The sequence below is a fragment of the Flavobacterium sp. JAS genome, assembly GCF_020991455.1.
Lineage (GTDB): Bacteria > Bacteroidota > Bacteroidia > Flavobacteriales > Flavobacteriaceae > Flavobacterium.
The window spans coordinates 1-12,895 of sequence record NZ_JAJMOX010000009.1 but is presented as its reverse complement, the minus strand read 5'-3'; the positions used below and the strand labels follow the sequence as shown (position 1 = coordinate 12,895).

The window sequence follows — 12,895 nt, the reverse complement described above, 5'->3', positions numbered from 1 at the left end:
TTTCAATACCTCTTTTTACAAATTTACAAAATGTTCTATTGTTGCAATATTCCAACTCACGGTACTTTGATCAATCATATCATGAACGACTGAATCACTAAGTTCTGTCATTAATTGGTGCATTGCGGCAGTTCCTTGTTCCTTACTATCCCAAATAAGCATATCGTAAACAACACCTTGTTTGAGTTCCAAAATACTTCTGGATCTAAATCCTTCCTGACGTTTCAGGAATTCGTCTACTTCTTTATTAGCTGCAATAAATTGCTCGATCGTAAAACCGTTAAGTTTAAAAGTAGTCAATTCTATGGCTTGATTTTTCATAACTTCTCTAAATTAAAAAGTAAACATTGCTTTGATATTCTGCACTTGCGATTCTGCGCCTGATTTCATTCTTTCGTCGTACAAAGCATTAGCATCATTTCCGGCAATATATCTCAATTGATTTTTATTATCTGTCGCAGCTTCGTACACGATTTGAGCGATATCTTCTACCTTACTGTAATTTGCAATTTGTTCAGCGCTGTAGCCTTTGCTTACTTCTTCGGTCAATTTTACGTAAGCGTCGTGTTGCCCAACTTCCATAGATCGAATGGCAAAATCAGTTTGCATTCCGCCAGGCGCAATTACTTTTACTTGTGTATTAAATTGTACCAATTCATAAGCCATACTTTCTGAAAAACCATCGACAGCAAATTTTGTAGCACTATATATGGAACAAGTTGGAAATCCGATTAATCCAAATGTTGAAGAAATATTTAGAAAAACACCACTTTTTTTAGCTCTGAAATGAGGCGTAAAAGCTTTTGAAACCCGGATAACTCCTAGTAAATTTGTGGTGATTTGGCGGTGAATTTGCTCATCGCATAAAGATTCTAAAGCGCCAATTAATCCGTAACCGGCATTGTTCATAACAATATCTATCGAATATAAATTGGTAACTTTTTGAATTGTAGCATTAATTTGTTCCGAATTAGTTACGTCAAGCGGAAGTAAAATCACGTTTTCTAACTGGTTTAATTCGGTTTCTTTTTCAGGATTACGCATCGTTGCAATTACTTGCCAGCCTTTGCTATGAAATAATTTTGCCGTAGCTTTTCCTAATCCCGATGAAGCGCCTGTAATAAAAATTGTCTTTTGCATTTTTTCTTGTTTTAAGATCACAATGCAAAAGTCTATAGAAACAGAAGCTTTAATGTAGCCTGTTTGGTTCTTTTAGTAGCCAAAATGACGACAGCACAATTTTTAATTAGTGTGTTATTATAAAACACTAGATTTCTTATGAAACTGTGTTTTAGCCCAGACAGAAATGGTATCCTTTTATGGCGGTCCCGATAGCTATCGGGAGTCATAAAAGATATAATGTATGGCTGGATTAGCTTCAAATAAAACCTATAAAATTTAATTTATACTCTCAACGAACCACGAAATCCTCTTGCGGCATAATAAGAATCTGCTCCGTTATGATAAACAAAAACAGTATTATATCTAAAATCGGCAAATAATGCACCGCCAAGTTTTCTGATTTCCGGAGTCGTTATAATCCAGCTTGACGTTTTTGCATCAAATTTTCCGAGTTTTTGTAATTCGCGATATTGTGATTCCGTCAGGATTTCAATCCCCATTTCGGCAGCCATATTTATAGCGCTGTTTTGCGGTTTATGTTCTTTTCTTTTCTCGAGTGCTTCATGATCGTAACAAATACTTCTGCGTCCTTTTGGACTTTCGGCAGAACAATCATAGAAAATATATTCACCTGTTTTCTCGTCAAAACCTACAACGTCCGGTTCTCCTTCGGTTCTTTCCATTTCGTCAAGTGACCAAATTTTATCAGGATTTGCCAATAATTTTATTCTTACTTTATCCCATTCAATTCCTTTATGGCGATTAAGATTGTTCTCAAAACGAGCTTCCAGAACGCTAAATAATTCTTCTTGTTGATCTGATGATAATTTCTTGTTGACTCCCATATTTTATTAGCCTATTTGTGTTTCTAAATAATTTTTGAGTTTATCTACATTCCCAAATTAATCGTTCAATCCTTTTCCGTCCAGAATATTGGGTATATTTTTTTCGACTCTTGATTCTCTCGTTTTAGATTGTTTCGGCTGAGAGAAATGTAACAAATAGCCTCTTTGTCGTCCGGGAGTTAAGGAATGAAATGCTTTTTTTAAGTCGGGCATTTCGTCCAGTTTTTTCTGAAATTCTTCTGAAACTTCAAATTCAGCTGTTTCTTTCAAATCTACTTTCAAACCTGCTTTTTCTACTTCAATAGCCTGATAAATGTAGGTTTTCAAAATATCTTTCTGATCTGTTATTTCCTTAAGATTTGTAAACCTGATCTGGCGCCCAGCCTGTACATTATCTGATTGTTGAATTAAAATATTATCGGTGTCTTTTAGCAAAGCGCCTTTAAAAAACAAAAACGCACAATATTCTTTAAAATCATGTATTAAAACAATATTTCTATCTCCTAAAGTATAACATGGAGTGCCCCATTTTAATTCTTCCGTAAGTTGGCAATCTAGCGCAATTGCACGTAATTGTTCCAATTCTTTTTGCCACTTTTCGGCTTTATCAAAGTAAAAATCAACTTTTGGATTTGAGTTATTCGGGCTCATCGATAATCTGTTTTAATTACTGTTGTGTATTAAAATTCATACTTAATGCTAATTTAAAAAATCTTATGGAAGAAGAAATTAAATTTAACAGATTTTTTAAAACACTTATGTTTAATACAATTAAACAAAAACGCTAATTTATATTTCCTTCGTCAATCGATCCATTTCCCTCAATAAAGTTGGCATTCTAAATTCGCCAGCCATACTTTCTACTTTTTGGAAAGCGTCTTCCAATTCAATTCCAATTGCTGTGACATATAATGGTTTTACACTTTCGCCCCTGATCAAACTCTTTTTGTCTTTTTCAATCGAAGCAAAATTTGTTTTGGCAACCCCAATTATTGGAGTTTTCTTGTTTAGTTTTTCGTATAAATGACCGCCTAAACCGTATTTCTTTTCGTCGTCCAGATAAACAAATCCGTCTACAATAATGACTTCAAGATTTGTTAAATCCATTTTATTTAATAGACTCAGAATGCATGGAAGTTCTCTTTTGTAAAATTCTCCCGGAATATATTCTTCTACATTGTCAATTATTTCGGTGTGAACTTTAAAGTTTTCACTTTGGTTCCACTCTGTAAATTCAAGACAAACGGTTTTTGCTTTTCCGTCAAAGTAATAAGTATCAAATGCTAATATCATTTTAAAAAATCTTTTATTCGCTAATATAAATTAATCCGGAAAACAATGCATTGTTCTAAGATTATAAACGCAAAATCTACTTCTCAACCAAGCAGATCTCCAGAATAGCTTTTCCACAATAATATCTCATTCGGGCTTATTATTTCATACTTTAGTTTAAGTTCTATCCAAATATTTTCAAAATATGCGATAGAATCAAGATCTTCAGAACAATAAATACTATGCAACATAAGATTATAGTTTCTGTTTTTTGTAAGGTATGATTTAAAATCTCCTTTTCCTTTTTTATAAATAAGTTCTAAATACCAAATATCATCATGATTCACATATTTTCTTCGGAGTATATTACTTTTAATTTCTTCAAAAGATAACTCTTTTTCAATATATTCCTTAAACCCATCTAAGTAACCAGAGTATTTTCCACAAACAAATTCACCACTTCCACTAGTTGTATATTCCTTCGATTCTTTGTTATAAACTATTGGTCCGGGTCCTATTAATTTCCCTCTTTCATCATCGTCATCAAATTCTTTATGTTTATAGGTTATAAATATATATTTAGAACTATTTATGAATTCATCAATAACATAATCACCCCCTATAGAATCATCTATCATTTTTCGGACTAAGTCTCTATCTATTTCCATATATATTTTTATTAAGCATAACTACTATATTTATTTCTACAACTTTAAAAATAAAATCATTCCTCAATTAAAGAAATTTCAAAAACAGTGTTTCCAACTTCACTTTTATATGAAATATAACCACCATGTGCTTCAATAATATTTTTAGAAAGTGTCAATCCAATTCCTGCACCTTCATTTCTGGTGGTAAAAAAAGGTAAAAATATCTTGTTTTCAATTTCCTTTTCAATGCCATTTCCGTTGTCAGCAATTCTTATAAAAAGGCGATTTTCTTTGGCTTCCGCCGAAATTAAAATCTGTTTTTGATCGATATTTTTTAAGGCATAAATACAATTCGTCAAAAGATTAATCAAAACTTGTTCGACTTGCTGAGAATCAACATTTATCCAGCGTTTAAAAGAAATTGTGTTTACAACTTCAATCTGATTTTCCTTAAACAAAGGATTCATAATTTGTATACAATTGTCTATCAAATGCTGCAATTCTATTTTTTCTTTTTTGGGAGAAGGAAGCATTGCCAACTTTCGATAACCTTCGACAAATTTTTGAAGATGATCACTTCGTCTCAACATCGTTTCAACGCTATTTTTTACATCTTCTAAATCTTCAGCCGATAAGGAATCCTGTTCGACTAAATCCTGCAAATTCTGGCAAATAGAACGAATTGGTGTTATGGAATTTAAAAGCTCATGTGAAATCACTTTCATCAAATTTACCCATGCATCTTTTTCTTTTTTCTCGACTACATTCTGAATCGAATCGAGTAAAACGATAAAATAATCTTTCTCAAAAATCTCTGTTCTTGAAGCCTGCAAAACAAACGTCTGCATATTTTGTTCTTTTATACTGATTTCTACAGATGTTTTTATTTCCTGAAAATTATCTTCCTCAATAATCTCACATAAAGATGGTAATTGATTTTTAAGATACTTCCATTTAGAAACTTTCGGAACATTAAAATGTGAAGAGAAATAATCGTTCATCAAAAAAATATCCCAATCATTTTCCTGCTTTTGCAAAATAACAATCCCGGTTTCGATATTATTCAGGATCGAACGATAAATAATATCTTTTGAAACCTGTTCGTTTTGCTTGTGTTTTAAAGTATCATACAATAGAAATAAATCATTGTAACTTTTATTGAATTTATGCTTGGTAAAATCCGAAGTAAAGTCATTCTGCAAAATCGAAGCAATAGTTTTATCATAAAGCAAAACAAAATTTCGAACATAAAAATACATTTCCCTAATGAGAAGAAAAACAATAAAAAGTCCAAATACTCCCGTAAAAAGCAAACCGTCTTTAAAAAAGTAAATCGAAATTTCAATTGCGGCTACAATACAAATTAATCTTAAAAACAGCAATTTGTAGGTCTGAAATGATTTAAACATATTAATTGACACTAATGTTATACTTCTCTAAACGACGATACAATGCACCTCTCGACAAGCCAAGTTCATCGGCAGTTTTACTGATATTATTATTATTTTTGAGTAAAGCTTTTTCGACTGCAGCTTTCTCTACAGACGAAAGCTGGATATCATCGGGATTTTCTTCGTAGGCTGTGATAGTTTCCAAATCTAAATCGGCAACTGTAATTTTATTGTTTTCACAAAGAATTACGGCGCGCTCAATTTTATTTTCCATTTCCCGGATGTTTCCATTCCAGGCGTGTTTCTCGATTTGTTCCAGAACTTTTTTATCAAAAGCAATTTCGTCTCTCCCGTATTTTTCGATCATTTTATCCAGAAGATATTCTGCCAACGGAATTTTATCTTCGTTTCGTTCGCGCAACGGAGGCAAAATAATTTCCATTGTATTGATTCTATAATACAAATCTTCCCTGAAATTTTTATCAGCAACTTCCTCTTTCAAATTTAAATTCGTTGCAGTAATAATCCTGACATTTAAAGGTCTTGGTTTCGTTTCTCCCAATCTTGTTACCGTTTTAGTCTGAATTACCTGCAAAAGTTTAGATTGCAAATGCAACGGAACATTCCCAATTTCATCTAAGAAAATAGTTCCGTTTTGCGCCATTTCAAAACGTCCGGGAGTATCTATTTTAGCATCTGTAAAAGCTCCTTTGGCATAACCGAACAACTCACTTTCGAAGATATTAGAATTCAAAGATCCTAAATCAACTGCCACAAATGGATTGTTTTTTCTTTCGGATTCACTAAAAATATGATGCGCCAGAACAAATTTTCCTGTTCCGTTTTCTCCAAGAATTAAAACATTAGCATCCGTTTTCGCCACTTTATCTGCCAGTGAATATGCCTTTTTTATAATTTCGGAACTACCAATAAAAAAGTCATTTTCGGTTTCGACATTCTTAACTTTCTTTTGTTCTTTTCTCGATTTATCAACGGCTTGTTTTACAGATTCAAGCAGTTTTTTGTTTTCCCAAGGCTTTAAAATATAATCAAAAGCACCATTTTTTAAACCTTCGACAGCTGTTTCGACTTTTCCGAAAGCAGTCATTAAAATCACAACCGTTTTTGGCGAAAGCGTTTTTATTTCTTTCAATAAATACAAACCTTCCCTTCCGTCTTCAAAACCAATTCTGTAATTCATATCAAGCAAAACAACATCAATTGTTTTTTTTGACAATAATTCGACAATATTTTTTGGATTATTAAGCGTATAAATGTCTTCAAAATACTTTTTCAGGAACACTTTCGACGCAAAAAGGATGTCTTCCTGATCGTCGATAATTAATATTGAGGCATTTGTTTTTTTCATTTTTGTTCGGTTTTGGACGAAAGCTGTCCACAAATGGACACTTCAGATTTCTTTGAAAAAATAAAATTTTAAAAATAAGACAGTTACAATCTTTAAAATTTTGGCACGAAAATCACAATAAGATTAGCAAATCATCAAATATGTGAAACATTATTGTTGGTAAAAGTAACAAAAATAGGCATCTATCGATTATATTGTTAATTATCTTAATTTCGAACCTGTTTCTGCTACTTCAGCAATAAAAAATCTTTAAAAAAACATCAATCTTAAAACAACGATTATGATCAACATCAAAAACCTTTCAAAAATTTTTAGAACTGAAGAAGTAGAAACAAATGCTTTAAGCGAAATTTCATTAACCATTAATCAAGGTGATTTTGTTTCGATCATGGGGCCATCCGGAAGCGGAAAATCGACTTTGTTAAATATCATCGGATTATTAGATAGTGCTTCTGACGGAAGTTATCAATTATTGGGTCAGGAAATGGTTGGCATCAAAGAGAAATTAAAATCGAAAGCCAGAAAAGAAAATATTGGATTCATATTTCAGAATTTTAATCTAATTGATGAATTATCCGTTTTTGACAATATCGAATTACCGCTGATTTACAATAATGTTCCGGCATCAGAAAGAAAGAAAAAAGTACAGGATATAGCAACAATATTGGGTATTTCGCACCGATTGAAACATTATCCGCAGCAACTTTCAGGAGGTCAACAACAACGTGTTGCGGTAGCCAGAGCTTTAATTAATGATCCGAAAATTATTCTTGCCGATGAACCTACAGGAAATCTGGATAGTAGAAATGGTAATGAAGTAATGGAATTATTGACTGATTTGCACGCTAGTGGAGCTACAATTTTGATGGTGACACATTCTGATTATGATGCTTCATTCTCGCAAAAAACAATTTTAATGAAAGACGGGATTATCCTTTCTGAAAAAACAAACAATAGAAATGTTGATGTTTTTGCAGCCTCTTTAAACAATTAAGATCATGCTTAAAAACTGGATCAACATATTTATATACCACATCAAAAATAACAAGCTTTTTACAAGTTTGAATGTTTTGGGTTTGGGTATTGGAATTGCGGGATTGATTTTCGCGATTTTGTATTGGAATGAAGAACATGCCTATGACCAATGGAATCCCGAAAAAGATAAAGTCTATTCGGTAATGAGTAATCTTGGAGGAGGAAATATCTGGGCTGTATCTTCAGCAGTTCCAGCCCCTATTTTAAAATCTACCACATCTTATTTAGATGCCTATTGCTATTTTAGAACCAATTACTCGAAGCAAACCATACAATACCACGGAAAGACAGAGTTAGTTGATAAGATTCTTACAGCGCAAAGCAGTTTCTTTTCTTTTTTCCCTTTTGAATTTATTCACGGTAGCGCAAAAAGTGCTATTCACGATCGCAACAGCATTGCAATTTCTGAAGAAACGGCTTCACGTTTGTTTAAAGACGAGAATCCGATGGGAAAACAAGTCCGATATGCTGAACAACTTTTTGTTGTTCGAGGAGTATATCGGTTATCCGAAAAATCTTCGGTGATGCCATCTGCAGTTACAACGATCATAGAAGAGGATTTAGAAAAAAACAGAGAAAGCTGGGGTTTGAATTATGGATTAATACTTAAGCTAAAAAAACAAAGTGACACCACTGCGGTTATCAAAAAATTGGATCAGATCTTCCTTGAAGAAAACTACAAAAAGCAGGCAAAGAGAGAGGGTTTATCTCTTGAAGCCTTCATAAAAAGATACGGCGAACCTCTTAAAGCACAGTTATTACCCCTCACCAAAGCAAGACTTTATCAAGGAAATACTCCATTTGCCGAAGGAAATGGCAATCTGATTTTTTTACAAATATTGATGGCTTTATCCATACTAATTCTGTTATTATCGATTGCCAATTACATTAATCTGGCAACTGCCAATGCTGTAAAACGTGCTAAAGAAGTGGGTATAAGAAAAGTTATTGGTGCCTCAAAATTGCAAATCGTTATTCAATTTGTATTTGAAACCATATTGATTACACTTTTTTCAGTATTGCTGGCCCTGGTAATTGTAGAACTTTCATTGCCTTTTTACAACGCTTTATTAAACAAAAATCTCATTCTTATTGGCAGTCAATTCTATCTTCAATTAGTATTAGTTTTCATTCTTGTTGTTTTTGTTTCTGGTGTTATTCCTGCGATCTACATATCAAATTTTGAAGTACTGAAAGTTTTAAAAGGGAACTTCTCGAGGAGTAAAAGTGGTGTATGGCTTCGTAATGGAATGCTGATTTTACAATTTGCTATTGCCACATTTTTTATCATTGGTTCTTTTATTGTGTATCAACAGGTAAATTTTATGACTGAAAAAGATTTAGGTTTTAAAGGAGCGCAAGTCATCGATATTTCATTTAAGTCTAAAAAAGGAAAAGGACAATTTGAAAGATATAAAGCAATTCAGCAGGAACTTCAAAAAATTAATGGTGTTGAAGCCGTTTCTACAGGATCATTTTCTATTGGCGGTCTGGAAAATTCATGGGCTGGTTTACACTACAAAAGTCACCAGGAGGTTATAACACAGCAAATGGGTATTGATTTTGGAATGCTGAATCTTTTGAAAGTACAATTGATAAAAGGACGTGATTTAACAGAAAAAATTTCCTCAGACACCATTTCAAATGTTTTATTAAATGAAACTGCAGCGAAAACATTACTGGAAAAAGACCCTATAAATAAGATCGTCAACTGGCAGGATGGCAATTATAAGGTAGTCGGAATTGTAAAAGACTTTAATTATTTTGGGCTTGAAAACAAAATTAGCCCCATGATTTTCTTTCATATTAAAACGCAATCATGGTCTCAAAATGAAATGCATACGATCGCGGTTAAAATTTCTCCAGATAAAATGTCACAAACCATTGATGCTATTGGAAAGTTTTGGAAAACAAAGGTGGATGCTGAATACCCTTTTGAATATAACTTCGTTGATAGAAACTATGCCAGAACGTATAAAAAATATCAGGATCAAAGTCAATTATTTTCACTTTTAAACGCAATTGTAATTCTGATTGCCGTTTTCGGGTTGTTTGCTTTAGCTTCCTTTTCTATGGAAAGAAGATTGAGAGAAATCGCGATCAGAAAAACATTAGGCGCTGAAACCAATATTTTACTGAAAGAATTATCAAAACAATACGTGATTTTCTGTTTGATTGGTTTTGTAATCGGAATAATTCCCGCCTACCTTTTATTGCGAAAATGGCTTGAAAATTTTGCTTTCAGAATTGACATTCCCGTACTTCCCTTCTTTGTCGCCCTTAGTGCGTTAATGTTTCTAACATTGACAATTGTACTGGCAAAAGCTTACCAAGTAACCAAAATTGATGTTCTAAAACACTTAAAATACGAGTAAAATGCTAAAAAACTGGATCAACATATTTATTTATCACTTCAAAAACAACAAGTTCTTTACGGCTTTAAATGTTTTAGGATTATCAATAGGAATCGCGGGATTAATATTCGCCTTACTTTATTGGAACGACGAACAGAGTTACAATGCCTGGAATCCTGAAAAAGAAAAAGTTTATCAGGTTTTGGTTCAACTAAGCGATATGCCCGCTTTGTCAGATTGTGCCTTATTCCTGAAACCGACTTTAGACCAAGATCCAAATATCGAATCTATACTATATGCTGATAGCTGGTATCAAAAGGATAAAATTATTTACAAAGGAAAAAAGGAGTTTGTAGATAAAATTATCAATGTCGAACAAAATTTCTTTTCTTTTTTTCCTTTCAAAATTATTAAGGGCGATTCAATTTCAGCTATAAAAGATGATGCGAGTATTGCTATTTCAGATATTACGGCTAAAAGGATTTTTGGAAATGAAAACCCCATTGGAAAACAAATAAAATGTTTTGACCAGCTTTTTTCTGTAAGGGCCGTGTACCATATTCCAGGAAATTCTTCGATTGCGCCAAATGCCATCATCAATAAAATGAAACAATATACAACTTCCGGATTGACTGGTCCGTTTGTTTTAAAGTTATTATTAAAAGTAAAAGACCCGTCAAAACTTGATCTTACAAGACAGAAGCTCGAAAGACTTTACAACCACAATTTTATTACGCTACTTTCCAAAGAAGCAGGTTTTACACCCGAAGTTATGGCTAAAAAAGTGGGTCATTTTACAGTTATTCTTGAACCTTTATCAAAAGCCAGATTACATTCGATAATAGATGGTTATCCTGAAACACGAGGAAATTATCAGTTTTTAATAATCATGATGGGTTTATCTGTTTTGATTCTCGTTTTGTCGATTGTTAATTACATCAATCTCGCAACTGCTAATGCTGTAAAGCGGGCGAAAGAAGTTGGAGTACGTAAAATTTCGGGTGCATCAAAAGGCGATATTGTTAGTCAGTTTCTTTTTGAAACAGTTTTAACCACGACTTTTTCTATTTTACTGGCGCTAGTAATTGTAGAGCTGACTTTGCCGTATTACAACAACTTTTTAAACAAAAACATTGTACTTCTTGCCAGTCAGTTTTACATACAATTGATATTGATTTTTATCATTACAATTTTGACGGCAGGATTATTTCCGGCCATTTATATATCCAATTTCGAAACTTTTAAAGTTTTGAAAGGAAATTTCGAAAGAAGCAAAAACGGTATCTGGCTGCGCAACGGAATGCTTATTTTTCAGTTTGCCATTGCAGCCTTTTTTATTATTGGCTCAAATATCGTATACCAGCAAATTAAATATTTACAGAATAAAGATCTGGGTTTTAAGGGCGATCAGGTAATTTCGGTATCTTTAAATTTCCCATCAGTTGATTACCAGGGAGAAAATGCAGCCCAAAATATTTACAACAAATACAACATCATAAAACAGCGGCTCAGCAAAATTAAAGGCGTCGAACAAGTCTCTACGGGGCTTATTACGTTTGATGGTTCAGACAATTCTATATCAGGTGTTTTATACAATAATGAACTTTTTAAACAACGCGTTATCCCTTTAGATTTTGGCATGTTTAAAATGCTGAACATCAAAATAATTAAGGGAAGAAATTTTGATAGAAAACTAGCTTCAGATACTATAAATTCTGTGATCATAAACGAAAGCGCATTAAAATTAATGAATCTTAAAGATCCTATTGGCAAGGAACTTTTAATTCATGAGCAGAAAGTAAAAATAATTGGTATTGTACAGGATTTCAGCTTATTAAGTCCTGAATTAAAAGTACCGCCAATTGCTTTTTACAATATCAAAATGTTTGGTATGACGCAGAACATTAACAAAGTTTATGCAAAACTAAAATCAGACGATCTTGGAAACACTATTACGAACATAGAAAAATTATGGTCGAAAGTCGATACCGAATATCCGTTTCAATATGATTTCGTAGATAAAGAATATGCGAGAACCTATGAATCGTATGTGAAGCAAAAAAACTTGTTTTCACTGCTAAACATTGTAGTAATTCTAATTGCGCTTTTTGGTTTATTCGCTTTAGCATCTTATTCTATACAAAGACGAATGAAAGAAATCGCAATCAGAAAAACGCTTGGCGCCGACACAAATGTTTTATTGAAAGAATTATCTAAACAATATATTTTGTATTGCATTATTGGTTTTGTAATCGCGTTGTTTCCGGTTTATTATTTACTGAATAAATGGCTGGAGAATTTTGCTTTCAGAATAGATGTTACTTTACTTCCATTTATTACAGGTTTTATAACATTATTAACTTTCACTTTAATAATTGTACTCTCAAGAGCATATACAGCAACAAAAACCGATGTTTTGAAATATTTGAAATATGAATAGAAGATTATAGAACAAGAATCATTTTTTAGAATAAATTGTTAATGTTAGTCACGAAAAACTCCTTAAGAAATTAAGGAGTTTTTTAATATATAATGCATTCTAAAAACAATATAAATTAATTAAAAACTAGAGCTTCTTCATTTAACTACTCCATAAATAAAAAGCAAATCACCAAATAGAATGGAAATTTGTTTTTCAATGATTATATATTAAGAATCCTAAAAAAAAACCATTTAAAAGAAAAATTAAAGGTTTTTGTTTAAAAGACAGGCCAGAGTCCAAGTTTGTTTTTTATGCTCTTAAATCCAAAGAAAAAAACCAGAGAGGACTATTCTAATTTTGGGTCCCATTAAAAAAATCTATCATACAACCATAACGTTTCCTTAATCTCGATTATGGCGTTTCCCTCTGGGTCGG

11 protein-coding genes are annotated in these 12,895 nt (G+C 32.5%); 3 read left to right on the top strand and 8 right to left on the bottom strand.

The window, feature by feature from the left end; all coding sequences use genetic code 11:
- Positions 1-15: 15 nt before the first annotated feature.
- From LPB88_RS14245 to LPB88_RS14210, 8 genes are all read right to left on the bottom strand, one after another.
- Positions 16-321: a hypothetical protein gene (locus LPB88_RS14245; protein ID WP_230716367.1), complete on the bottom strand. Its 306-nt coding sequence runs from the start codon at positions 319-321 to the stop codon at positions 16-18.
- A gap of 12 nt (positions 322-333) precedes the next feature.
- The gene (locus LPB88_RS14240; RefSeq protein ID WP_230716366.1) at positions 334-1,140 is read right to left on the bottom strand and encodes an SDR family oxidoreductase; all 807 of its coding nucleotides are present in this window, start codon (positions 1,138-1,140) and stop codon (positions 334-336) included.
- Between the two features lie 263 nt (positions 1,141-1,403).
- Positions 1,404-1,967 (bottom strand): DUF4256 domain-containing protein, encoded by a 564-nt coding sequence (locus tag LPB88_RS14235; RefSeq protein WP_230716365.1) that lies wholly within the window; start codon positions 1,965-1,967, stop codon positions 1,404-1,406.
- A 57-nt stretch (positions 1,968-2,024) separates the two neighbouring features.
- On the bottom strand, positions 2,025-2,618 hold the full coding sequence (locus LPB88_RS14230) for a YdeI family protein (protein ID WP_230716364.1): 594 nt from the start codon (positions 2,616-2,618) through the stop codon (positions 2,025-2,027).
- Positions 2,619-2,756: 138 nt separating this feature from the next.
- Entirely contained in the window at positions 2,757-3,260 is a 504-nt protein-coding gene (locus LPB88_RS14225) for an endonuclease V (protein WP_230716363.1), read from the bottom strand.
- Positions 3,261-3,343: 83 nt separating this feature from the next.
- Entirely contained in the window at positions 3,344-3,907 is a 564-nt protein-coding gene (locus LPB88_RS14220; RefSeq protein WP_230716362.1) for a hypothetical protein, read from the bottom strand.
- A 56-nt stretch (positions 3,908-3,963) separates the two neighbouring features.
- On the bottom strand, positions 3,964-5,298 hold the full coding sequence (locus LPB88_RS14215; RefSeq protein WP_230716361.1) for a PAS domain-containing sensor histidine kinase: 1,335 nt from the start codon (positions 5,296-5,298) through the stop codon (positions 3,964-3,966).
- Between the two features lies 1 nt (position 5,299).
- A complete protein-coding gene (locus LPB88_RS14210) occupies positions 5,300-6,649 on the bottom strand; it encodes a sigma-54 dependent transcriptional regulator (protein ID WP_230716360.1) in 1,350 nt (449 codons plus the stop codon).
- A 280-nt stretch (positions 6,650-6,929) separates the two neighbouring features.
- On the opposite strand from LPB88_RS14210, the gene LPB88_RS14205 reads away from it, so the two are divergent.
- The 3 genes from LPB88_RS14205 to LPB88_RS14195 are packed head-to-tail and all read left to right on the top strand — an operon-like array spanning position 6,930 to position 12,478.
- The gene (locus tag LPB88_RS14205; protein ID WP_230716359.1) at positions 6,930-7,643 is read left to right on the top strand and encodes an ABC transporter ATP-binding protein; all 714 of its coding nucleotides are present in this window, start codon (positions 6,930-6,932) and stop codon (positions 7,641-7,643) included.
- A 4-nt stretch (positions 7,644-7,647) separates the two neighbouring features.
- Positions 7,648-10,059, top strand: a complete 2,412-nt coding sequence (locus tag LPB88_RS14200) for an ABC transporter permease (protein ID WP_230716358.1) — start codon at positions 7,648-7,650, stop codon at positions 10,057-10,059.
- Between the two features lies 1 nt (position 10,060).
- Positions 10,061-12,478, top strand: coding sequence for an ABC transporter permease (locus tag LPB88_RS14195; protein ID WP_230716357.1), 2,418 nt, complete (start codon positions 10,061-10,063; stop codon positions 12,476-12,478).
- Positions 12,479-12,895: the final 417 nt, after the last annotated feature.

Coding starts and splice junctions, on each gene's coding strand:
- LPB88_RS14235 (WP_230716365.1), bottom strand. CDS start 1,967: ATGGGAGTCAACAAGAAATTATCATCAGATCAACAAGAAGAATTATTT.
- LPB88_RS14205 (WP_230716359.1), top strand. CDS start 6,930: ATGATCAACATCAAAAACCTTTCAAAAATTTTTAGAACTGAAGAAGTA.
- LPB88_RS14215 (WP_230716361.1), bottom strand. CDS start 5,298: ATGTTTAAATCATTTCAGACCTACAAATTGCTGTTTTTAAGATTAATT.
- LPB88_RS14245 (WP_230716367.1), bottom strand. CDS start 321: ATGAAAAATCAAGCCATAGAATTGACTACTTTTAAACTTAACGGTTTT.
- LPB88_RS14210 (WP_230716360.1), bottom strand. CDS start 6,649: ATGAAAAAAACAAATGCCTCAATATTAATTATCGACGATCAGGAAGAC.
- LPB88_RS14240 (WP_230716366.1), bottom strand. CDS start 1,140: ATGCAAAAGACAATTTTTATTACAGGCGCTTCATCGGGATTAGGAAAA.
- LPB88_RS14225 (WP_230716363.1), bottom strand. CDS start 3,260: ATGATATTAGCATTTGATACTTATTACTTTGACGGAAAAGCAAAAACC.
- LPB88_RS14230 (WP_230716364.1), bottom strand. CDS start 2,618: ATGAGCCCGAATAACTCAAATCCAAAAGTTGATTTTTACTTTGATAAA.
- LPB88_RS14200 (WP_230716358.1), top strand. CDS start 7,648: ATGCTTAAAAACTGGATCAACATATTTATATACCACATCAAAAATAAC.
- LPB88_RS14195 (WP_230716357.1), top strand. CDS start 10,061: ATGCTAAAAAACTGGATCAACATATTTATTTATCACTTCAAAAACAAC.
- LPB88_RS14220 (WP_230716362.1), bottom strand. CDS start 3,907: ATGGAAATAGATAGAGACTTAGTCCGAAAAATGATAGATGATTCTATA.